This is a genomic window from Njordella aestuarii (genome assembly GCF_056494165.1).
Genome location: NZ_CM151397.1, coordinates 5,865,097 through 5,887,318, shown reverse-complemented (window position 1 = coordinate 5,887,318; position 22,222 = coordinate 5,865,097). Strand labels below are relative to the sequence as shown.

17 protein-coding genes are annotated in these 22,222 nt (G+C 50.6%); 8 read left to right on the top strand and 9 right to left on the bottom strand.

From position 1 onward, the window contains the following. The first annotated feature begins 41 nt into the window (after positions 1–41). Complete coding sequence (locus tag SH451x_RS23010; protein ID WP_479359566.1) at positions 42–2,237, top strand: FdhF/YdeP family oxidoreductase; 2,196 nt, start codon at positions 42–44, stop codon at positions 2,235–2,237. A gap of 24 nt (positions 2,238–2,261) precedes the next feature. On the opposite strand, the gene SH451x_RS23005 is transcribed toward SH451x_RS23010, so the two are convergent. The 4 genes from SH451x_RS23005 to SH451x_RS22990 form a co-directional block, all read right to left on the bottom strand. Continuing rightward, positions 2,262–3,518 (bottom strand): redoxin family protein, encoded by a 1,257-nt coding sequence (locus tag SH451x_RS23005; protein ID WP_479359565.1) that lies wholly within the window; start codon positions 3,516–3,518, stop codon positions 2,262–2,264. A 192-nt stretch (positions 3,519–3,710) separates the two neighbouring features. Beyond that, a complete protein-coding gene (locus SH451x_RS23000; RefSeq protein ID WP_479359564.1) occupies positions 3,711–4,682 on the bottom strand; it encodes a 3'-5' exoribonuclease YhaM family protein in 972 nt (323 codons plus the stop codon). 76 nt (positions 4,683–4,758) lie between these two features. Beyond that, positions 4,759–5,775 carry a 3-deoxy-7-phosphoheptulonate synthase gene (aroF, locus tag SH451x_RS22995; protein ID WP_479359562.1) on the bottom strand — a complete coding sequence of 339 codons (1,017 nt, stop codon included), beginning with the start codon at positions 5,773–5,775 and terminating at the stop codon, positions 4,759–4,761. Between the two features lie 137 nt (positions 5,776–5,912). Continuing rightward, positions 5,913–7,370, bottom strand: a complete 1,458-nt coding sequence (locus SH451x_RS22990; RefSeq protein WP_479359561.1) for a serine/threonine protein kinase — start codon at positions 7,368–7,370, stop codon at positions 5,913–5,915. A 312-nt stretch (positions 7,371–7,682) separates the two neighbouring features. Here SH451x_RS22990 and SH451x_RS22985 point away from each other — a divergent pair, with 312 nt between their 5' ends. The 3 genes from SH451x_RS22985 (at position 7,683) to SH451x_RS22975 (ending at position 10,702) form a co-directional block, all read left to right on the top strand. Then, positions 7,683–8,360 (top strand): metallophosphoesterase, encoded by a 678-nt coding sequence (locus SH451x_RS22985; RefSeq protein ID WP_479359560.1) that lies wholly within the window; start codon positions 7,683–7,685, stop codon positions 8,358–8,360. A 225-nt stretch (positions 8,361–8,585) separates the two neighbouring features. Further along, positions 8,586–10,253: a BBP7 family outer membrane beta-barrel protein gene (locus SH451x_RS22980; protein ID WP_479359559.1), complete on the top strand. Its 1,668-nt coding sequence runs from the start codon at positions 8,586–8,588 to the stop codon at positions 10,251–10,253. A 17-nt stretch (positions 10,254–10,270) separates the two neighbouring features. Beyond that, positions 10,271–10,702 (top strand): PaaI family thioesterase, encoded by a 432-nt coding sequence (locus SH451x_RS22975; protein WP_479359558.1) that lies wholly within the window; start codon positions 10,271–10,273, stop codon positions 10,700–10,702. Positions 10,703–11,314: 612 nt separating this feature from the next. Here the strand turns inward: SH451x_RS22975 and SH451x_RS22970 are convergent. Together SH451x_RS22970 and SH451x_RS22965 are read right to left on the bottom strand one after the other, a co-directional pair. Further along, positions 11,315–12,088: a tetratricopeptide repeat protein gene (locus SH451x_RS22970; protein WP_479359557.1), complete on the bottom strand. Its 774-nt coding sequence runs from the start codon at positions 12,086–12,088 to the stop codon at positions 11,315–11,317. 44 nt (positions 12,089–12,132) lie between these two features. Continuing rightward, on the bottom strand, positions 12,133–12,417 hold the full coding sequence (locus tag SH451x_RS22965) for a zinc-ribbon domain-containing protein (protein WP_479359555.1): 285 nt from the start codon (positions 12,415–12,417) through the stop codon (positions 12,133–12,135). 155 nt (positions 12,418–12,572) lie between these two features. Here SH451x_RS22965 and SH451x_RS22960 point away from each other — a divergent pair, with 155 nt between their 5' ends. Further along, positions 12,573–13,328 carry a ThuA domain-containing protein gene (locus SH451x_RS22960; RefSeq protein ID WP_479359554.1) on the top strand — a complete coding sequence of 252 codons (756 nt, stop codon included), beginning with the start codon at positions 12,573–12,575 and terminating at the stop codon, positions 13,326–13,328. A 20-nt stretch (positions 13,329–13,348) separates the two neighbouring features. Here SH451x_RS22960 and SH451x_RS22955 read toward each other — a convergent pair whose 3' ends face one another. Next, on the bottom strand, positions 13,349–14,722 hold the full coding sequence (locus SH451x_RS22955) for a leucine-rich repeat domain-containing protein (protein WP_479359553.1): 1,374 nt from the start codon (positions 14,720–14,722) through the stop codon (positions 13,349–13,351). A 459-nt stretch (positions 14,723–15,181) separates the two neighbouring features. Here SH451x_RS22955 and SH451x_RS22950 point away from each other — a divergent pair, with 459 nt between their 5' ends. After that, positions 15,182–16,615 carry a Gfo/Idh/MocA family protein gene (locus SH451x_RS22950; RefSeq protein ID WP_479359551.1) on the top strand — a complete coding sequence of 478 codons (1,434 nt, stop codon included), beginning with the start codon at positions 15,182–15,184 and terminating at the stop codon, positions 16,613–16,615. A gap of 84 nt (positions 16,616–16,699) precedes the next feature. Here SH451x_RS22950 and SH451x_RS22945 read toward each other — a convergent pair whose 3' ends face one another. Further along, positions 16,700–17,545: a DUF4159 domain-containing protein gene (locus SH451x_RS22945; protein WP_479359550.1), complete on the bottom strand. Its 846-nt coding sequence runs from the start codon at positions 17,543–17,545 to the stop codon at positions 16,700–16,702. Positions 17,546–17,765: 220 nt separating this feature from the next. Between SH451x_RS22945 and proS the strand changes: the two genes are divergently transcribed. Further along, entirely contained in the window at positions 17,766–19,274 is a 1,509-nt protein-coding gene (gene proS, locus SH451x_RS22940; RefSeq protein WP_479359549.1) for a proline--tRNA ligase, read from the top strand. A 97-nt stretch (positions 19,275–19,371) separates the two neighbouring features. Here the strand turns inward: proS and SH451x_RS22935 are convergent, their stop codons facing one another. Next, on the bottom strand, positions 19,372–20,364 hold the full coding sequence (locus SH451x_RS22935) for a UbiA family prenyltransferase (RefSeq protein ID WP_479359548.1): 993 nt from the start codon (positions 20,362–20,364) through the stop codon (positions 19,372–19,374). Between the two features lie 120 nt (positions 20,365–20,484). Between SH451x_RS22935 and SH451x_RS22930 the strand changes: the two genes are divergently transcribed. Next, entirely contained in the window at positions 20,485–21,921 is a 1,437-nt protein-coding gene (locus tag SH451x_RS22930) for a phosphoglucose isomerase-related protein (RefSeq protein ID WP_479359547.1), read from the top strand. The last annotated feature ends 301 nt before the right edge of the window (positions 21,922–22,222 follow it).

The window sequence follows — 22,222 nt, the reverse complement described above, 5'->3', positions numbered from 1 at the left end:
GGTCGTGAGTCCAACAAGTAAGACAGTGATAGGCAAGGAATATGCGGCGACTCTCGGCTGGCGGCGGAATGCAGGCGGTTATTTACACGCTGCGAAAAGCATGGGTAAATAAGAGTCCACTCAAATTTTATCGTGCGATGCGTTCCAAAAACGCGTGTAAGACGTGCGCTTTGGGAATGGGCGGACAACATGGTGGAATGGTCAATGAACGCGGATCGTTTCCTGAAGTCTGCAAGAAATCGATGCAAGCGATGGCGGCCGATATGCAGCCTGGGATCACTGCCGATTTCTGGACGCGGTACCCTATGGAGCAGATGTGTCGCTGGACTCCGTTTCGTTTAGAGCATAGCGGGCGTTTGATTCAGCCGATTATCTACCGTCGCGGTGCGACCGGCTACGAAACGATTACTTGGAAAGAGGCCTTTGAGAAAATTACTCAAAAGCTAAAGTCGCTTTCACCTGAACAGACATTTTGGTATTTCAGCGGCCGCTCGAGCAACGAGGCTGGTTTCCTTCTGCAGCTTTTCTCTCGTCTGTATGGTACGAACAACGTCAATAACTGTAGTTACTTTTGTCATCAAGCTAGCGGAGTCGGGCTCAATAGTACGTTAGGAACCAGCACAGCGACAATTCAACTTGATGATGTTGAAGAATGTGACACGCTCTTTGTAATCGGTGGAAATCCAGCCAGCAATCATCCTCGATTGATGACGACGATGATGCATCTGCGCCGCCGCGGCGGGAAAATTATTGTCATCAATCCGATGAAAGAGCTAGGGTTGGTCCGGTTCAAAGTTCCCAGCGACGTTCGCAGCATGCTGTTCGGAACTGAAATTGCCACGCATTATATCCAACCGCACATCGGTGGTGATCTGGCACTGCTTACAGGAATCGCAAAAGCAGTTGTAGAAGCTAGCATGCACGATTTAAGCTACTTGAACAATTATTGTAACGATGTGGACGCTTATCTTGCGCATCTTAAGAATACTTCGTGGGCGGATATCGAAGCGCGCAGTGGCGTCAGCGAAGCCTCGGTTCGCGAAATTGCCGACGTCTACTCGAAGTCCGAACGCAGCGTCTTTTCATGGACTATGGGAATTACCCATCACGAGCATGGTGTAGAGAATGTGGAAGCCATCGTCAATCTAGCCCTTTTGCGAGGTATGGTAGGCAAAACCGGCGCGGGCATGATGCCGATTCGCGGACATAGCAATGTGCAAGGGATCGGTAGTGTTGGTGTTACACCCAAACTAAAGGATGAGATCTTCAAGAACTTGACCGAGAAGTTTGATCTAAAGCTGCCCACAACACCCGGTCTGGATACTCTTGCTTGCCTAGACGCCGCGGTCGAAGGCAAGCTGAAATTCGGTTTTTGTCTGGGTGGTAACCTTTTTGGTTCGGCACCCGACGCAAAGTATGCACAAAATGCACTTGAGCAGCTTGATATGCTCGTCATGCTGAACACGACGTTGAACACGGGGCATTGCAAGGGGTTGGCCGCCGAGACGATTGTTCTACCGGTTCTTGCTCGCGATGAAGAGCCGGAACCAACAACGCAGGAATCGATGTTCAACTATGTTCGTATTTCAGAAGGCGGCGATCCACGACTGCCGGGACCACGCAGCGAAGTGCAAATTATTGCAGAAATGGGAGAGCGGATTCTGAGTGACAAGTCCGGAGTCGATTGGAAAGAGATGCGAAAAACTCAAACGATTCGCAACTGGATTTCAAAAACGGTCCCAGGCTACAAGCAGATCGACGAGACCGATAGTAAACGAAAAGAGTTTCAGATCGAAGGGCGAACGCTTCACAATCCAGTGTTCGCAACAGCCGATAAACGGGCAAATTTGAAGACCCACCGTTTGCCTGAATTGCATGGCAGCAGTGACCAGTTTCGGCTAATGACGGTTCGCAGCGAAGGCCAGTTCAATACAGTGGTATACGGAGAATATGACCTTTATCGACATCAAGATCGCCGCGATGTCGTACTAATTCACCCGGACGATTTGGAACGTTTAAATATCGATCCAGAATCACCGGTGCAGATTCAAAGCGACGCCGGTGTTATGTCGGGTATTATCGCACGCGCCTACGAAGAAATTCGGCCAGGCAACGTTGCGATGTACTACCCTGAAGCAAACGTTCTTGTACCACGCAGCATTGACGCCCGTTCGAAAACGCCAGCGTTCAAATGCATTCCAGTCAAAATCGAAGCGATGCAAACCGCTTCGGCCTGATAATAGCTTTGGCTTGAGCGACACTTACTCCACTTCGATAACCGCTGCCTCTGGCTCACCCTCTGCCTCTGGCTCAGGTTCAGCACTTTCGGTTTGCTTGGCCTTCAGCGATTGGTAAGTCTCGAGATTCTTGCCAATTATCTGCTTCATGTTGCCCGTCGCCTCGTCGTAGGCCGATTGTTGTGTTGCAATTGCCGCCTCGAGATCGCCCATGTCATATTGCAAAGCAGCTAGAGTGTCTTTGACATCGGGGTACTTCTTCGCGGGGTCTTCGGTGATCGCTTGCTCAAGAGCGTCGGCAGCTACTTTGAAAACACTCTTCGGTAGCTCTTGCTGCTGCCCAATTTGGTGCAGTTGCCATGCTTTCTCGTTAAGCGAAGCGATGGTCAGCTTGGTTGGATCAAACAGTTTTTTTGCCGTTGCAACTGCTTCTTCTGTTCGGTTCGACACTAAGAGAATATCAAGCTTGATAGCGTTAATGTCGCTTTCAATTGGGGCATCTTTGTTTGCTTCTGCGAAATCGTCGATCTGTCGCAAAGCAGAATCGAACTCAGATTTTTCCATTGACGCAGAAACAGATTCGATAAGCGTGTTGAATCTTTCCTGTGTTGCCGCCAGTTTCTGGTATGCCTGCAGGTCCCATGTGTCGTTCAGGACAGCGTCAATCACGTTGTCCATGGTCATTGGATGTCCAATCCATTCAATCAGTCCCGTTTTACCCACGATAAACGCGTTGGGAATTCCATTTTGGCCAGCCGCCTGCATGTAGTCTGCGTAGGTTGATTGATCTGGATCGACCGTTAAAGAGTAAGCACTTGTTAGCTCTTTGTAGGTTTGGCCATCACTTTGAGGGACTTCTCTTTCGAGGAAATTCTGGACCGTTGGTAAGTCTTCACTGCTGATTGAGATCAATTGCAAACTGCCGTCGGAATATTTCTGTTGCAACTCGGCTAGGTGGGGCATGCTAGCGATACAGGGGCCGCACCAAGTTGCCCAAAATTCGACGACATATACCTTCCCCTTTTCAAAGCTCGTTACTTCGTCGTAATTGCCCTTGCTCAGCCAGTGTACGATGTCCAGATCTGGGGCCTTCGACCCAACTCGCAGTGTGATCGATTGAGGAACGGTCGTCGAAGGTGGAGGACTGGAGGGATTTACGTCAACTGCGGGCGGATCGGCCGAGGTCAATGCATCACTATCTGCTTGGGGGCTGCAACCGCCTACGACTGCGATGCTTAGCAATCCCATCGCCGCAAGTTTCAGTTTGGATTTCGTTCGCATAGTCAGTTCCTAGTGCAGTGAGATGGTGGGAAGCGGCAAATTCGGTCCGCAGAGTTCTATAGTACGGGTAAAAGACTTTGAAGTCATGATGGCGTAGTTCGTCGCAATTGACATTCCGTTTTGTATTCCAGAGCACCGAATGCCAATTGTTATGTCCAAAAAGTGCCCTAACGGTGCGGTAGATGGACTACGTTATTCTCGCAGCGAGGGTTTATAAAGCTTTCGTCCAATCACCGGATGAAAGGCCGTCCAATCAGAATCTGAGTTTCGGTCAGCTCGAATCGTCTCCATGGCCGCATTCATTTTGGCGTCCAAATCATCAATATGCGAAAGAGCAATCGCTTCGAGAGTCATCGGGACTTTGGGCGACCCATGCTCAAGCAATCCGTGATGACTTACGATCATGTGTTTGAGTCTTAAGATTGTCTCTTCATCGATTTTCGTACTCGATTTCGATTCGGCCAGTTCGACTATCTCATCCAGCATCGTCACGCCTTGGACAAGGTGTCCTAAGAGCTGTCCCGACGTTGTGTAGTTCAACTCAGTGCCAAACGCGAGTTCTTGAATCTTACCAATGTCATGCAAAAGTATTCCGACGAGCAACAGGTCGCGGTGCAGGGCAGGGTAACGGAGCGACACTGCATCACCAAGCTTCATTAGGTCGAGCATGTGATAGACCAAGCCGCCTGGGAATGCGTGATGTGTTTTGATTCCAGCCGGTGCAATCTTCAAAAGATTTGCAATCGCCGGAGTTTCACAAACCGTCTCGACGATCAGCTTTAATCCAGAGTCTTGAATTGTGCCAAGGATGGCGACCAACTCGTTCCACTGCGATTCGATCTTGGCTGGATCGTTGGTTTCGAAGTCGGCAAGTTCAACTTGGCTGGCATCGGTATAGTTGAAATCATTCACGATGATCTGTAGCAGACCATTGTGTAGCTGTGCTGCACCATTGACGTGCAAAAAGTCTCCCTTTTGAAATGAATCGTACAACCGCTGGTCGCTGTTCCAACGAATACCAGAGATAACTCCAGTCTTGTCGCCCAGCTGCAGCAACAGGTACATGTTGCCTTGGCGATTAGCGCGATGCTGTTTGTCCAAGACGCGAAAGACTTGTCTAACCTGCGTTTGCGGTTGGATATCGGAGACGTAGGTGCGTTGCATTATGGGAGTCAAAGGATTAACAACATATTGGAGGTGCGAGGTTACAAGTAAGTGAGAGGATATTAAAAAAAGTCGCTCAGCCGAACTTACGATCCATCGCAGTTGCGATCCTTCGGCAATAGATCATCATTGATTCAAATTGAGCGAAATCCAGGCTTTGATAGCCATCGCTGCTTGCATTCGCGGGGTCTGGATGCATTTCAACCATCAACCCGTCGGCACCAGCAGCAACGGCAGCGGCGGCCATGTCGGATACCAAATAGGTGTGTCCTGTACCATGGCTTGGATCGATGATGATCGGTAAGTGCGTTTTGCGATGCAAGTAGGGAACACTTGCCAGTGGCAATGTGAATCGTGTATGGGTCTCAAATGTCCGGATGCCGCGTTCACACAGCATAACATTCGGATTGCCCTCATTTAAAATGTATTCGGCAGCCAACAGCCATTCATCCATGGAAGCGCTTGGTCCGCGTTTGAGCAGTACAGCGCGATCCGATCGCCCCACGGCTTCCAGCAACCGGTAGTTTTGCATGTTGCGTGCGCCGATTTGTAGGACGTCGGCGTACGTCGCTACCAACGGCACATCTTCTGGGCTCATTACTTCAGTGAAAATCGCGAGGTTAGTTTCTTGACGAGCAATGTCCAAGAGTTTAAGCCCGTCTTCCTTCATGCCCTGAAAGCTATAAGGGCTGGTGCGAGGCTTAAATGCACCACCACGCAAACCAGTTCCTCCGGAGGCTTTGACAGCTCGTGCGCAAGCAACAATTTGTTCCTCGCTTTCCACCGAGCAAGGGCCCGCGATCATTCCTACCACACCGTTTCCACAAACAAAATCTCGGACCTTGATCTGAGTCGAGGTCGGTTTGAGTTCGCGGGACGCCATTTTGTAAGGCGCAAGAATTGGAAGGACTTCAGCAACTCCCGCGCGATTCTCGAACGATTCGACTTTAATCTTTCTTTCGTCGCCAACCGCAGCGATTACAGTGCGTTCGGTGCCGCGGATCACCTGGGCTTTCAATCCCAGTTCTTGAATGCGGTCTGAAATCGCTTTGATATTGTCATCGGTGGCAGTCTGATCCATGACGACGATCATGAATATAGTCCTTCTACGTAGTAATTTTAAAAATTGATTGACAAGTCGGTTTGCAGGTACCAAAACCAGCCTCGACCCTGCGCGGCTGATTTTAGCTTCTTTTTGTCAATCCGCCGAGTATCGGTTGAGGCGATGCGCTATTTAAATAGATAACCGAGTACAAAACCCAGGAGGAGCGTTGGTGGAACCGCGATCGCAATCGTCAATAAAATGACTAGCCCGGTCGTCGAGCCTGTCTGCTTTCGATTATCGGACAAGTCGCTGATTGTTCCAAGACCGGGGGCCTGCGTTAGATTCAATTTAGAAGCCCGCTTCGGTTCTCCACTAGCCCTCGGATTGCGATTAGAAGACGCTTGCGTCATTTCCTGACGACTCGTGTCGAGCGACGCTCCGCTCGTTTCACTTCCAAATTCGGGCAGGTCCAGTTCCAGATCGACCGCTGGCGGCGGCGGTGCCATCCAAGGACCAGGCGTCCATTGTTCTGAGGGAACTGACGAAGGCTCTACGGCCCAAGCTTCCAATCGGGCCGCGACTTCTGCGCATGTTTGTGTTCTGCGAACTGGATCCTTTTCCATCATATCGGCGATGATGTCGATAAACTCTTCGCTAAGCGTCGGAGCAAACTTCCGAGGATGCCAAGGCGTTTCCGTTAAATGACGCTTTAATTTGGACTGAGTGTCGCCGCCGGGGAACGGAACCTTGCCGCATATTGCATAGTAAAGAGTGCAGCCCAACGAATAGACGTCGCTGGCCGCGGTGACTTCCAGCGGCGACCGAATTTGCTCAGGCGAAAGATAATCCGCTGTCCCAACTACCTTACCAGCTCTTGGGTCAGAGGTGAGATCGGCTGCGAAGCCTGCCAAGCCAACATCGCTCACTTTCGCTATACCATCGGGCGTTACGAGGATATTTCCAGGCTTAACATCACGATGGATCAATCCCTGCTCGTGAGCATACTGAAGCCCCAGTGCGGCCTGCATGATGATCGACGCGGCTTGGTTAGGAGACATGGGCCCATTCTTCTTGATCAGCCGGCGCAAATCCATCCCTGGCACATATTCAGTAACCAGATAATGCACATTCCCATCTTGCCCGGCGTCGTACGCTCGCACCAGATGGGGATAATCCAAACGCGCTTGCATACGAATTTCTCGCATGAAACCTTGCAGCGATTCATTGGTTGTCTTGCTGGTCGGCAGCACTTTGACCGCACATTCGCGATCCATGTAGTGATGATTCGCCTTGAAGACTTGCCCCATACCGCCCTGGCCAATCCAGTCGGTGATGATGTAGGGGCCAAGGTTCAGCTTGGATCGCCCGGTAAGCAACTGGTCGGCCTGATACGCCGTGACCCAGCCTTGCTCGACCATCAACTCGGCTACATATCGCGCCTCATTCTGCGTCGGCGGCACTACCGCCGCAGCAGGTTGCTTTTCGGCCATACCAACACTGGTCGCCTGTTCCAATCGCTGGTCGTCTAAACTTTGGCGATGTTTGGCTAACCGGACCACATAATTCCACTGGTTCGCATTGACCAAGCCGCTATTGATCGCAGCGGTCTGGAGAACAGTCAGTGTTGCAGCGGGATCAGCCATAAATGGAAACGAATTGTCAGCGTAGTTATTGTGGTTGTGCCCGGCAGCCCGCAGAATGCTGTTTAGCGTTTTTCGAAGAAACTTTCAATCGAACAAAGATTCGGCAAATTCGTATGGAATGATTGCGATAATGCGGGAATTCGCGGTTGTCAGCGAGCCGGTTCGATGCCATTGTACGCGAGTAAAGCCATGTAAAGTTACAGTTTAGGCATTTCACACGAACTTGCCCTTGCTCCTTGTTAAATGTTAAGGCATAAGTCTATCATTTAACCCTTATCCTGATTTCCAAACCTCTCTTTTCACAACTGACGCATGCTCGGACGAACGATTGCAATCGGCGATATCCACGGTTGCGACAAAGCTCTTGCTAGTATTTTGGATGCTATTTCGCCAAATCCCGACGATACGATCGTCGCTCTGGGAGACTACGTCGATCGTGGCCCAGCCAGCAAAGAAGTGATCGATCGTCTGATTGAATTGCAAAGTGCTTGCAAAGTGGTTTGCCTCTTAGGAAACCACGAAGTAATGATGAAAAACGTGCTTTTCGAGGAAGCGGAGCCCTACGAATGGTTGCGTCACGGCGGTGTCGATACGCTGGATTCATACAAGTTTGTCGGCGATCTGAGCGTTGTCGACCAGCGTCATCGCGATTTTTTGCTCGGCCTCGAGGACTACTATGCCAATGACACGCACCTATTTTTTCATGCCAACTACGACGCTGATTTAGAGCCGCATGAGCAGCCGGACGACCTGCTTCGCTGGGTCAAACTAACAGAGTTTTTGCCAGAACCGCACATGAGTGGACGTCGGGCCATCGTCGGTCACACACATAATCGCCAAGGTGAAATAGTTGCGATGCCGCATTTAGTGTGCATCGACACTTATTGCTACGGCGGAGGCGTCTTGACCGCGTTGGATACCACCAACGATGTCGTTTGGCAAGCAAATCGGGAAGGCACTTTGAAGTCGATGGAGCCAGTGCCGCTTTAGCATAGAGGGTTAGCTCGCTAATGGTAGAGCGTAGCATTCCAGTATTCACGCGTGCACAAGTGCGGCTGTCCTTGAGTCGACTTGGCAAACTTTTCTAAAAATATTGCAATTCTGCCCGCAAGCTTTGCCAGTTTTGCTCAATCTTTGCGATCGTTGCGGTCGATGTAATCGGTAAGGCTAGATAGCCAATCAACGAAGTACCAATTACAGGTCGAGGCGAATCAAATGGTTTGCAAATGGATTCCAAGTCCTACGTCGCGAAAAACGCTGGCAATTGCAATTGCACTTGGCATCTTCACGCACACTCCCGTAGCCCTTTCGCAAACCGTCGATATCGAAGCGGCTGATGAAACGGCGACCGTTGAAGTTGCCGTTAATCACTCTCCTGTTCGTCGCGCTATCAATCCTGCAAATCGAAATTGGTCGGTCAAACCGACCGGCAAACAAACCTTGCAGTTTTCTGCAGAGGTCTATGAAGATCAGGACGACTCCGCGTCAGTGCAAGCAGCAAGTGGCTATCAGGTAGATCCGCATCCTTTGCCGGTTCCCGATGCTCATGCCGATGATTTTGGGATACCCGAGGTGCCGACGTATGAGTCGATGCCGCTCGCTCAAGGCCCTGAAGTGACGACGACAAACCTTGGCTATGGTGAAGATTTCAACCAGGGGATTTTTGACGCCGTCTATGACGGTGGTATTAGTGGCAGCAACTGCGATGATTTAGTTTATGGGAATTCGATATGCAACCAGTTTGGCTGCGGCCCGCGGCCATGTCTGTCCATTATCAATCCTCTGGTTGACGCTCCAGGATTCGTCAATAGCTTGTTATGCCGCATGCAGTTTCGCGTGGCGTCAGCTACCTTTTGGAAAACGGAATCAACGGTGCCAGTCCTTGCAACTTCCGATACGGATGCATCGCTGGGCCCTAACGACGTTGCGCTCCTGGGAGGAAACAGTACGGTCGATCTGTTTGGAGGCGGTGGTTTACTTAACGATGCTAAGCAGGGCGTCCGCGCTGATATCACGTTGTGGCTAGATCCCATTCAACAACGTGGTGCATGGGTTCGCTTGTACAATTCAGGCTCGCACACGATCAACTTCAATGGGGATTCTTCGACCAATGCGATTCTGGCTCGGCCGTTCAATGACATTACGAGTGGCACGTTGACGCCAGCTACGAACTTACTCTCATTTCCTGGCGAAAGAGATGGCGAGCTCGATATTTCGCTGCAATCAAAAGTTCAAGGCGGGGATCTGTTGTTTAGGCACCGACTCGCCGAAGACGAACTAGTACGAAGTGATTTTCTGTGGGGATATCAAAAGGTTCGCTTTGCCGAGTCGTTAACATTTGATTCATCGTCTTTGGCACTTCCAACTTCGACCACGCTGACTCCTGGAACGAGCTTGGAATTGCAAGACCGATTCTCGACCGCGAATCAGTTTAACGGTGGGCAAATCGGCTACCTGCGTAGCGCCCACGACGGTTGTTGGTACTTCGATGGCATGGCCAAGATCGGTTTTGGTACGATGAACCGAACGACGAACATCTCCGGCTTCTCACGAGCGACAGTCCCGGGCGTTGGAACCAACGAAACAGATCAAGGCTTGCTGGCACGGCGAACGAATGCAGGCGTCTATGAAGAATCGACATTCGTTCTTGTTCCGGAGTTGGCATTCAATGCCGGGTACCTACTGACCCAGAACTTGCACTTTACCGTGGGCTATACTTACCTAAGATTACCGAAAGTCACTCGTGTGGGCGATGCGCTCGACAGTGACCTGGCCGCTAATCTTTCCAATCCGCTGGTTGGATCGCTCAATCCGGCCTTTAATTTCAGTGAAACTCACGTTAACGCACATTCGTTTGACTTGGGCCTGCAGTACCGATACTAACCGAAACGTCCGAACCATTGTCTGAGCCTGAGCAAACGAAACCAAGCGAGAATTCTGGCGAACGATTTGCCACGGCACCGATTTCACAGATGATCGGCTTCGACGTTCAACCTGGCCAGCCAGGTGAAGCGATCGTTAATCTGCCCGTCAGTGACCGTCTGCATAATCCGATGGGGCGTGTGCACGGTGGCGTTCTGGCGGCTCTGGCCGACGCTGCGATGGGAATTGCTTTTGGCCGCACACTCGATGACAACCAAGATTTTGCGACACTCGATTTGCACATTCACTTCATCCGGGCCGTCCGCGGTTCAACACTGACAGCCGCGGCAAAGGTTCGTCAAAGAGGACTGAAGATTGGCTTTGTCGAATGCGAAATCGTAGACAACCGCAAGCGGCTAATTGCAACTGCGACTTGCTGTTGCACGGTACTTGATCCAGATCTCTCTTAGAGCCTCTGCCGAAATTAGTTTTGGGCTTTTTCTAATTCTAAAATCGGAAACTCAGTTGATTGGCCAATCGCCAACGCTTGAACCGACGCTCGTCGCTTTACTGGTACGCAGTTCGAAGGAATCAGATAATGGCAAGAGAATGAAGGCAGAAGAATGATGCGCAATCCATTCTTCTGCCTTCATTCTTCTGCCAATTGAATTCGAGTGAGGGTGAGCGATGCCATCAAAGATCTTCGATGGTTCGACCCGCGATACGCCCTCTGTCGCCATAAGCTTCTAACTCTAGGAACTGATAACGCAGAGACGCAGAGGACGCAGAAAAAACAGTTCTGCAGATACTCTGCGCACTCAGCGCCTCTGCGTTTTAAATCTTAAGTCGGACACTCAGTTGATTGGCCAATCGCCAACGCTTGAACAGACGCGCGTCCGTTTACTGGCACCCTGTTCGAAGGAATCAGATAATGGCAAGAGAATGAAGGCAAAAGAATGATGCGCAATCCATTCTTCTGCCTTCATTCTTCTGCCAACTGAATTCGCGTGAGGGTGAGCGATGCCATCAGTGAATCGAGCAAGTGCAGAATTGTCATGCAAAGTTCTTCACCCAGATCTCTCCTAGTCATTATCGGGTTGTTTCTCTTTTGAAGCCGCGGATGATGCAAGTTCTCGAATTTGCAGATCTACAAATGCAACGTCAGCCATATAGCCACCCGTTTTCTGTTCTAATGCTAGTTGCAAATGTTTAGCGGCTTCGTCAGAACGGCCGCTAGCTTCATGGAACAAGCCCACATAGAGATGCGCGTAAAACTTGGCCGTCGCCGACCCATGGGATGGTACCGAAGGTTGGTTCACGGACTTGAGTACTTCCTCTGCCGTCATTTCGGCTCGGAACATCTTAAGAATCGGCATCATCGGCCAACGCGAATCACCTCGCGAATCGATCAGCTTTTCACGGGCTTTGTCGATGCCTTCGATCTTAGCAAGGCATAGAAAATGCCAGACAGAGTTTTCAACGTCGTCAGGATTCACCGTGTGATGGACTTCGAACTGGTCAACTCCGTCTGTATATTTCTTTGCGTAGTAGAGCGATATTCCGCGCTGCCAAAGCTCCGGCTTCATGCTGGGAGTCAACTCGATACACTTATCGAAATCATCAATCGATGCTTCGATATTGCCTGCAGCAAAATTGGCCATTCCACGTTGCAGGTAAGCACGAGCGAAATTTGGATTCTCTTTCACGAGCCTTTCTGCAGCAGCCAGTTCACTTAAGACCCTGTCTTGGCGTTTGGCCGCAATGTCATCACCATGAGTGGGCTGCAGAACGATTAAGCTGATCCACAGTTCCGCAATTAGATAGATGAACAAACGACGGAGACGATGCTTTTGCATGCTTGAAGCCACTTGTTTGTAAAGTGCGAAGGATAGCTCACGAGTTATAAAAATAGTGGCAAGATCATTGTTGCAAGAAGAGCAATTACGATAATCGTCCAAAGTTCTTTCTTGCCGAATCGAGCACCAGACCGCTCTGACTCTTTCGGAAACTCTTTGTGAATGAATTCATCATAGTCGAACTCGTCTTCAACGTATTCGTCGTTGTCAAGCGACCAGCCTGTTTCATCATCCGAGCCACAATGAGGGCAAGCACTCGCATTCTCCCTTACCGGCTTGCCGCAATGCGGGCAATCAAAAGTCAAAATTGGTTTGCGATTTCGCTTCATTTATAGCAGCGGGTAGTCGGACGGTTGGTAAGTACGAATTGAAACAGGTCGATCGCATCGTCGACAGATGCAGATTACAATGATCGATTATCCAAGTCTACCATTTAAGGCTGGATAACAAATTGCCCCGTCAGTTTCTGCAAAAGGTCCTCCCCATGCTACGCTTTTTAGTTTTCGCCTCATTGTGTGCATTTGTTGCCTCTCCGACTCTTTCTCAAGAAGATGAAAAGAGCACTGAAACGATTCGTGTCTTGCTAGTTACTGGCGGATGCTGTCACGACTACGAATTTCAAACAAAGGCCATGCAGTTGGCTGCGAAAGACGCCGGGCTTGCCGTCGATTGGGTCGTTGTTAATCGCGGGGGAACTGGAACGAGAGCTAAAATCGAACTTTACAACGATCCCAAATGGGCAGAAGGCTATGACGTTGTAATTCATAACGAATGTTTTGCTGACACCAATGACCCGGAATACATTCGCAAGATTACTTCCGCCCATCATAGTGGAACCAATGCCGTCGTCATCCACTGCGCAATGCACACTTATCGTTCGGCAGAAATTGACGACTGGCGAGAATTTTTGGGAGTGACCTCCAAGCGGCACGAGCATCAAAGCAACTATTCAGTTCGCGTTGCAACTCCAGCGGATCCGATTGTTGCCGCTATTCCCGAAGATTACAAAAGCGCCAAGGACGAACTGTATGTCATCGACAAAGTTTGGCCGAACACAAAACCGCTTGCGTTTTCAAAAAGTGAAGTCGACGGAAAAGAGTATCCCGTTTTTTGGACGAATACTTACGGCGAAGCGCGAGTGTTCGGAACAACCTACGGACACTCGACTGAAACCTTTGAAGACCAAGTATTCTTGAAAACGCTAGTCGCTGGCTTGAAATGGGCCGCGATGGGCAAATAATTTAGCCGACCACAAGGTCGCTATTCGACGATTTGAATACCTTCTCTGGCGGCGGTCAATTGATCGACGCCATCGTAACCAATCCGACTGTTTCGGACGTTGATGTACGACAGGTTTGGAAGTTCTTTGAGCCTAGTTGCGGCATCATCGTCCAGTTGGGTACCTCCGATATTGAGGTGTTCCAGCTTTTGGAATGTCATCAGTGTATCAACGGATTTATTGGTAATTCGAGTTGCTTCCAAGTTCAGCTTTTCCAAGTTGGTCAGATCACTCAGCGAGCTTAAACCCTCGTCGTTCAGTTTCGTTTCCCAAAGCTCCAGTGTCTTTAGTTTTGTTAGCTTGTTGAGCTTGGCAATCCCTTCGTTGGAAATCAGCTTGCATTCATTGAGGATCAAATAATCCACGTTCGGTAAATTGCTGATTACCTCAAGGCCCGCGTCGTCGGTGGACGTCTCTCTCAACTCCAGTCTTGTGATCTTTTCCATCCCAGCCAGATTCTTTAAGCCTTCACCGGTCACGTCGCATAATCGCATTGCGAGTCGAGTCAGGTTCTTGAGATTCTTGATGTTAGGCATTCCCGCGTCACTAATGCGCGTTGAATCGATCTGAAGTGACTGCAGAGATTCAATTTTGCAAACTTCAGCTAGGGCTTCATCGTTGATGCCAGTGATGTTCAGATTGAGTGACTTAAGTTTTGTTAGGCCAGCTAGTTCTTTGAGCCCCTCGGCGGACACCTTGGCTCGTTCAAGTTGCAGGTCCGCTAATGAGCTGAGTTTGCCGATGGGAACCAGGCCTTTATCTGTGATGACGCAACGCTTGAGATCTAGCGCTCGCAGTTTTTGTAAGTCGGTAAGCTTGGCAAGTCCATCGTCTGACACGGCGGTTTGCGTCAGCACGAGCACCTCTAGATCGGGCAGCTTGGCAATTTGTTCGAGCGTCGCGTCGGTTATCGCAGAATTGCCTAGATCCAAACGGCGTAGCGACTTTAAATTCGCAAGCGCTGACATGCCTTCATCGGAAACGCCTGGTCCCGATAGGCTAAGAATCTTGACGCTATGCAAACCCGCTAATTCAGAGATGAATTCGCCTGATGGCTCGGTGCGTGCAACCGAGACTTCCGTGACGTTTCCCGCGTCATCTTTCACGAGAGCAAAGCCCGCAACTGCTAGTTTTTCGACTGCGGCTAAATCGTCTGCTTCTGGTTTCGCTGGTGCTTTTGGAGCCGTAGGAGCTTGTGGAGCTGAAGATTCCTTCGTCGCGGTTGAAGTCGTTGGCGCAGTGGCCGTTTCCGGAGTCGCTGGCTTGCAACCGGTCGAAAATGCACAGAGCGAGATAACGGCAAGGGCATTTGGGGCACGCAAAGCGGACAAGAAAACCTTACGGTTGGCGGGCATGGATCAATAGCTCCGTAATCAGCGAATAATGGTGAGGAATCGACAGGGGGGCAAAATTATAAGGGATTTTGCATCAATTTCGCAGCCCGCAAATCGTTAAACTCACAAACGTTGCAATAGTTTTTGGCGAAATTGCTCGCCCATTTGGTACTAGTCGGACCTGCGGCACAGGGCGATCGCTTTCCGCAGCCATTTCATGGGGCGAAGCCGTCCAACCGATAACCAGGATTCAAAATCAAGTAAGGAATTCAAACAAAGCATTTATGTTCAAACAGATACTTGTTTGCACTACCTTCTCGTACGTATACTAAACAGGCATTGATGCCAGGCAGCGGGTGTCTAAATTCCGCTGGGCTGTTGCGAGAACCGGGACTTTTGAAGGCGCAAATTGCCGGTGTGTTCTGTTTGGTTTTTCGTTCGCTCTACTATGTTATCACTTTAGAAAAGGTTAATTCGGTTATGTCAAAACGTAACTCCCGCCGTCAGTTCCTCGGGCAATCGGCTGCAATCAGCGCCGGTGTCTATCTGGGCACAAGCCTTCGTCCGCGTCGCGCTCATGCTTCGGTTCTTGAAGCTCCTGCGGCTGGCTGCATCGGTATCGGCGGCAAAGGTAGCAGCGATACTAGCCACATCGGTGAACATGGTGTTACCATTGCAGGTCTTTGCGATGTCGATGCACGTTCTCTCGAAAAGAAAGCACGCGAATTCCCAGACGCTGCACAGTTCCAAGACTTTCGCGAGATGCTGGACAAGCTTGGTGACAAGATCGATATGGTCACCGTCAGCACTCCTGACCATACTCATGCGCTAGCAGCGATGATGGCGATGAACATGAAGAAGCATGTCTATTGCCAAAAGCCACTGACTTGGTCGATCGCGGAAGCACGTATGCTGCGCGAGACTGCGGAGAAGATGGGTGTTGTTACTCAGATGGGTAACCAAGGCACGAGCGAAAATGGATTGCGTGAAGCTGTCGAAGTGATTCGCTCGGGCGCAATCGGTGAAGTTAAGGAAGTTCACGTGTGGACCAACCGTCCAATTTGGCCGCAAGGTCAAGGTCGTCCCGCAGGTAGCGACCCAGTGCCAGAAGCGCTCAACTGGGATGCGTGGATCGGACCTGCTCCGATGCGTCCTTACAAGGAAGCCGCGTATCACGATTTCAACTGGCGTGGTTGGTTGGATTTCGGTACCGGCGCACTGGGCGATATGGCTTGCCATACCACCAACATGCCTGTAATGGCTTTGAAACTGTGGGATCCAATCGCAGTTACCGCCGTTGCAAACTCTGGTATCGTTGAAAACGAACAGTATCCTTCGAACTCTGTATTGAAGTTTGAATTCCCAGAGCGTGAAGGCATGGCCGCAACCAATTTCTTCTGGTACGACGGTGGAAATCTACCGCCCGAGGAAATTATCAAGCAGTTGCCTGCGAGCTTCCAAGATCGAGTTGCAAAACAACGCGACAATTCCGGGGGCAAGACTAGCGGTGCGGTGGTCGTTGGCTCCAACGGTCTGATCTTCTCGCCAGACGATTACGGTGCGCGATACGACTTGATTCGCGAAGGCAAGCCTGTTCGCGACTTTGAAAAACCAGCACAATCACTTCCACGAATTCCTTTTGAAGGTGGAAACGATCAGCGTCAGAAATGGGAGTTTGTCAAGACAATTACTGGCGAATACGAGCCAGGAACCATGTCGAACTTCGGCTACGCTGGCCGCCTAACGGAAACCATGTTGGTCGGTATTTTCGCTCTGCGTGGTGGTGTTGGCGAGCGCATCGAATGGGATGCAGCCAAGATGCAAAGCCCGAGCCATCCTGAAATGAACAAGTTCATCGCTCGCGAATACCGTGAAGGCTGGAAGTTGGAAGGTGCCAAAGTTGGCGCTTCATAACCCGACTCATTAGTCGATAGAATCAACGCTCGCAAAGGGCAAGTCACTAAGGCTTGCCCTTTGTCTTTTGAGGCGCCATTTTCTTTAGTGAGACATGGCGTAGACGACAATGTTGATCGCCAGCGCATAAGATTTTACCGAGAAGCGTTCAAAAAATTCTTGATCCTCGCCTTCTCGTTCCCATCCGTCTGCTATGTCCGTGTTGTGAGTCGCAACGGCAAGCAAGCGGTCGTTCGTGTCGAACAGTCCGCGAAAATGAACTTGGGACACTTCTTCATAGCCACCATGTGGGTATCGGTGAAAATTGGGTGATTCGAACGTATCGCCGCCGCTGCGATAAAACTGTCGAGCGGGAACTTGAGGGCAATCTTTCAGCGGATACACGGTCGACATGATGGGATGATCGGCTGGAATGTCTTTCCACTTCCAGTCATTTGTTGTAGCGGTTGTGTTGTCGACCATATTCTCCCATTCCGCGATTCCCCAGAAATCATCGATCCACAGAAAGCCTCCGCGATCTAGGTACTCGTGTAAAGCAACTTGTTCTGCTTTTGATAATCGCTGCCACCCCGGGTCGCTCATGAATATCAACGGGTAGCTAAACAGTTTCGGATCGGTCAGGCGCATTACTAAAGTGCCTTGATTAGCATTTATCGTCGTCAATTGATTCAGCCGAAAGGTAAGGTTCTGTCCTCCCAGCGGGTGGTCCGTCGCCCATCGCGGACATAAGCGACCGTCGACGTAGTAATACGCTTCGCCTTCGCCACCTACGCTGTCATATTGAATGCGGACGAACGTAAAATTGTCCGAATCGAACGAATCCCATTCGATGTCGGTGCTTTGTCCAAAAACAGCAGAAGTCAAAGCTCCGAAGAGGCCCAGCGCTAGCGATCGGATTAATATTGCGGTCGCAAAGGGGCGGGCTTTCATCGATACGAAAACTGGTAGTGTCAAGGATGGGATTTACACACGGCGGCGTTGCAGCGTGGCCTTCCAGCATGTCTGGGGTAGGGGATTGGAACGCTTTGCAATACAATCTGCAGCCTGTACTGTAACGTATAAATGCGTCCAACCCAAAGCAATTGTGGACGAGCGGCAGCCGCAAGTACTGGACGCTCCATCACAATTTTTAGTTGCAAAAATCTTCGATATGAACAAAGCTCCCAAAACCGCCATCAGTCCGACACGCCAAGAAAATTATCCCGAGTGGTTTCAACAAGTCATCAAAGGAGCTGATTTAGCGGAAAATTCACCCGTCCGCGGCTGCATGGTGATTAAACCCTGGGGCTACGCGATTTGGGAAAACATGCAGAAAGTATTGGACGCCGAGTTCAAAGCGACGGGCCACCAAAACGCTTATTTCCCGCTATTCATTCCCAAGAGCTTTCTAGAAAAAGAGGCTCAGCATGTCGAAGGCTTTGCGAAAGAGTGCGCGGTGGTTACACATCACCGTCTGGAGGACGACGGCAAAGGGGGCTTGCGTCCCGCGGGTGAACTGGAAGAACCACTGGTAGTACGCCCAACCAGCGAAACCATTATCGGGGCCATGTACGCCAAGTGGGTGCAGTCGTACCGCGACTTACCGATTCTGATCAATCAATGGGCAAACGTCGTGCGATGGGAAATGCGGACGCGATTGTTTTTGCGGACTGCCGAATTTCTTTGGCAGGAAGGCCATACTGTACACGCTACTGCCGACGAGGCGATGGCTGAAACACGATTGATGTTGGACGTCTACGCTGACTTTGCAGAAAATGTAATGGCCGTTCCCGTAATCAAAGGGGAAAAGACGCCTGGGGAGAGATTTCCCGGCGCTGATATGACGCTATCCATCGAAGCGATGATGCAAGACTACAAAGCTTTGCAGGCTGGTACGAGCCACTTTCTAGGGCAGAACTTTTCAAAAGCACAGGAGATCAAATTTCAGGATCAAAACGGCGACATTGTTCATGCATGGACAACAAGCTGGGGGGTCTCGACCAGGCTGATTGGGGCACTGATCATGACGCACTCGGACGATGACGGGTTGGTCTTGCCGCCACGACTCGCTCCAGCGCACGTCGTGATTATGCCAATTTACCGGGATGATGAAACTCGCACTCAGGTGCTTGCCGCCTGCGATGTTTTGAAAAAAGAATTAGCAACACAGCGTTATGCCGGCGAACCAATACGTGTGATTTTGGACGATCGCGATCTGCGCGGCGGTGAGAAGAAATGGTATCACGTCAAACGTGGCGTACCGGTTCGAGTTGAAATTGGACCAAAGGATCTCGCAAATCAATCCGTTTTTGTCGGCCGTCGCGATCAAGAAAAATCGTTCGGTATGCCTCAAGCCGATTTCGTGGCGAATCTGCCGACGGTCCTGGAAGAGATGCAAAAGAACTTGTTTGAGCGGGCTAAAAAATACCGGGAGGAGAGATCGGTCGAATTGTCGACTGAAAAGGAGTTTCGAGATTTCTTTACGACCGGTAACGATGACGCCTTGGTAGGGGGCTTTGCAAGTTGCTACTTCGCCTCGGAAGAAGAAGTACAGCCTTTGTTAGACGAACTGAAAGTAACCATTCGCTGTATACCATTGGGGCAGCCTGAAACGTCCGGCACCTGTTTTTACACAGGAAAACCTGCCCAGCAGAAGGCAATCTTCGCTCGAGCTTATTAGTTCGTTAGGTAGCGTTAGTTGGTAAGGAAATGGTCGCCTTCCGCTCGGCTAAAGTGCGATAGAGGCTGAGCTTTCTCTAAGGGAAAGCCAACTATCATCAAGTCGAATGCAGCCATTTTCCTAAAAACAACGCTGGAAAAATCAGCGAGCAAATGATGATCGCTTGCAGGCCAGAACCGAACTGCAGTGCAATCGCGGCGTCGAAAAAGATGATTGAAAAAATCGCTTGCTTGATGGACGCTTGAATGTCACGCCCTTCCATAGTTCGCAGAGTCTTTGCAGCACGACGCAGGAGCGGAATCGCTAGCACAAGTATCAGCAGTGGGTAGACTGCTACGTTGTCGATTCTTCGGTGAGTCTGATCGATTCCAAATTGGTTGGCAATGAAGTCAACTGAGCCTAGCATGACAATGCCTACGAGGGCCGTTAGCCAGCCTAGTTTTAGATCGATGTGCGAACTTTTGGCTGCTTCTTTACGACCAGCCAGCGTGAATCCGGCGACGTAGACTCCATGGCCGATTGCCGCAACGATTATAGCTACACGCGGCACGTGCGTTTCGAACGACTCGATCGCCAGCCCGCCAGCCGCACAGCCTAACAATAAGCTGCAAACGCGACAGCTGCCCATGAGCCAAGGGCCAGCCCACGTCTTTTTGGCGACCACGTCGTATAGCAATATGAATGCGATTAAAATTGCGGAGGTCAACGTGACGCCAAAATTCCAACTAGAGTTCTCCGCGTCAGATCGGAGGATCTGGTCGATAGCAATGCTGACAGCAATGCCGATGGCGAATAGAGTTAAGCCGCAAATCTTTGCTGCCTGTATCGCTACCGAGCCACTCGGGATCGGACGATGGGGGCGTTCGGCAAGATCTTGTTTTACATCGGCAATGTCATTCCATACCATTCCAGCCCAGTAAAGTGCGACGACCGCGACGATCGAAAGTGCGAAAGGCAGAGGTGGCAACCAGGCTCCTGATGCTAGAGTGTAACCTGCCAAGACATCGGCGATCGCCGTAGGCGTATTGGGGAGACGCACGAGGGCAGCCCAGCGAAAAAAGCGAGAAGAAATTTTAGGAGCGGAGGGCATCTCGAACTTTTCATCCAGTCGGTATAAAGGCTGCTGAATTAACAATTGACGCGAGGGCGGCTTCAGCTTATCAACAAGCGAAACTTTGCAAACATCCCATTCTCCAGAAAGAACTGCGACGTGAAACTCCGACAGAACCAACTTAAACCACTGCGATTTGATTACCAAGGAGCCTTGCTGAAGAAGAACGGCATCACTCAGGCAGATATCGACGCGTTGATGCCACAGTTGCTGGAGATTCGCGATGCCATGGTCGGCAGTGAACTAGAGATGCTGGCCGGCAATAAACCGATTCCAGATTCGATGCAACCGCTTGATGCAGGCTTTCACATGATGCCAGCTCGCTTGCTGGCCGAATATGAATCGGATCGTCAGGGAAGTGAGCTGGGACGATTGTTCAAAACGGCAACAGCGATGCAGAAGAAAGTCGATCGTGTCGTCGTGTTGGGGATTGGCGGGTCGTACATGGGCGCGCGAGCGTTGATGGATAGTTGTGTTCAGCCGTACTGGAATGAATTGACACGCGGCGAACGTGGAAGCAAGCCGCGGATGTACTTCGAAGGGAACAACGTCGACAACGATGCAACTCAAGGGCTGTTGCAGCTACTCTCACGTGATTGCATGGAGGTCGATCCGAGTGCTGATCAATGGGGTTTGATCGTAATCAGCAAGAGCGGCGGCACGTTAGAGACCGCAGCAGCGTTTCGTATTTTCTTGAATGCGCTTGAGAAGAAGCTCGGAAAAGAAGCAAACCTTAAAGACTATTTGATTCCAGTTACGGGTGAAGGTGGCAAGTTGCACAAGATGGTGCAGGCCTTGGGCTGCGACGATTTCTTTCCTGTGCCTGACGGAGTGGGCGGTAGGTTCTCGGTGTTGTCTGCCGTGGGGCTCGTGCCCGCCGCTTTGTTGGGAATTAATGTGATTGAGCTATTGCAGGGAGCGGTAGCGATGAACGAACATTTTGCAGGGCAGGGGCCTGCCGAAAATATTGTCCTGCAATACGTTGCAGTCAATCATTTGCTCGAAAAGAAATATGGTGCCGACATCCGCGTTATGAGTGTGTGGAGTAAAGCTCTGGAGTCGTTGGGCTTGTGGTACGACCAATTGTCGGCCGAAAGCTTGGGCAAAGAGGGGAAGGGTTTTACTCCGTTAACAACATTGAACACAAGAGATCTGCACTCGCGGCACCAGCAACATCAGGAAGGCTCGCGCGACAAGGTATTCAACAATATCATCGTCGACGAGTATCGATGCGATTCCGTTTCTATTGGAGAGCGTGACGCGGATGCCGATAGCCTGAATGAATTGGCGGATAAAACGCTGCCGCAAGTTATGGAAGCGGCGATCAAGGGGACGAACCAAGCGTTGGCAGACGATGATCGCCCATCAACGGATTTGTACTTGCCGAAAGTCGACGAGCTTCACATGGGGCAGGTCATGCAAATGTTGATGCTAGCAACGGTGGTAGAAGGCCGACTTATGGGAATCAACCCGTACGGTCAACCAGGCGTTGAATCTTACAAGAAGAACATGAATCGTTTACTCGGGCGCAAGTAGTAGAGCATTAGAGTTCGATTGAAGTTGATCGCTCCATTCCCAGGGGTATTGGTATTTCAAGTGGCAAGAGCTACGAAGTAGCGGCATTTTCTAGCCTGGGGTGGAGCTGAGGAACGAAGCGGAACCCCAGGTTGCCTTACCAAACACACGATTTGGAAACGCAGAGACGCAGAGATCGCGGAGGATTGGGTCCAAGACTCTGTGTCCTCTGCGGCTCTGCGTTTTACTCTTTAAAGTCAAACTGCGCTGAATTGTCTGAGGCTTTCGAGTCTCGGAGAGATGCATCCGCTTGCTATTGTAC

Bases quoted from the DNA above. Each gene is read 5' to 3' on its own strand.
- SH451x_RS22970 (WP_479359557.1), bottom strand. From the start codon at position 12,088: ATGCAAAAGCATCGTCTCCGTCGTTTGTTCATCTATCTAATTGCGGAA.
- SH451x_RS23000 (WP_479359564.1), bottom strand. From the start codon at position 4,682: ATGCAACGCACCTACGTCTCCGATATCCAACCGCAAACGCAGGTTAGA.
- aroF (WP_479359562.1), bottom strand. From the start codon at position 5,775: ATGATCGTCGTCATGGATCAGACTGCCACCGATGACAATATCAAAGCG.
- SH451x_RS23010 (WP_479359566.1), top strand. From the start codon at position 42: ATGCGGCGACTCTCGGCTGGCGGCGGAATGCAGGCGGTTATTTACACG.
- SH451x_RS23005 (WP_479359565.1), bottom strand. From the start codon at position 3,518: ATGCGAACGAAATCCAAACTGAAACTTGCGGCGATGGGATTGCTAAGC.
- proS (WP_479359549.1), top strand. From the start codon at position 17,766: ATGAACAAAGCTCCCAAAACCGCCATCAGTCCGACACGCCAAGAAAAT.
- SH451x_RS22965 (WP_479359555.1), bottom strand. From the start codon at position 12,417: ATGAAGCGAAATCGCAAACCAATTTTGACTTTTGATTGCCCGCATTGC.
- SH451x_RS22935 (WP_479359548.1), bottom strand. From the start codon at position 20,364: ATGCCCTCCGCTCCTAAAATTTCTTCTCGCTTTTTTCGCTGGGCTGCC.
- SH451x_RS22945 (WP_479359550.1), bottom strand. From the start codon at position 17,545: ATGAAAGCCCGCCCCTTTGCGACCGCAATATTAATCCGATCGCTAGCG.
- SH451x_RS22955 (WP_479359553.1), bottom strand. From the start codon at position 14,722: ATGCCCGCCAACCGTAAGGTTTTCTTGTCCGCTTTGCGTGCCCCAAAT.
- SH451x_RS22985 (WP_479359560.1), top strand. From the start codon at position 7,683: ATGCTCGGACGAACGATTGCAATCGGCGATATCCACGGTTGCGACAAA.
- SH451x_RS22990 (WP_479359561.1), bottom strand. From the start codon at position 7,370: ATGGCTGATCCCGCTGCAACACTGACTGTTCTCCAGACCGCTGCGATC.
- SH451x_RS22960 (WP_479359554.1), top strand. From the start codon at position 12,573: ATGCTACGCTTTTTAGTTTTCGCCTCATTGTGTGCATTTGTTGCCTCT.
- SH451x_RS22950 (WP_479359551.1), top strand. From the start codon at position 15,182: ATGTCAAAACGTAACTCCCGCCGTCAGTTCCTCGGGCAATCGGCTGCA.
- SH451x_RS22980 (WP_479359559.1), top strand. From the start codon at position 8,586: ATGGTTTGCAAATGGATTCCAAGTCCTACGTCGCGAAAAACGCTGGCA.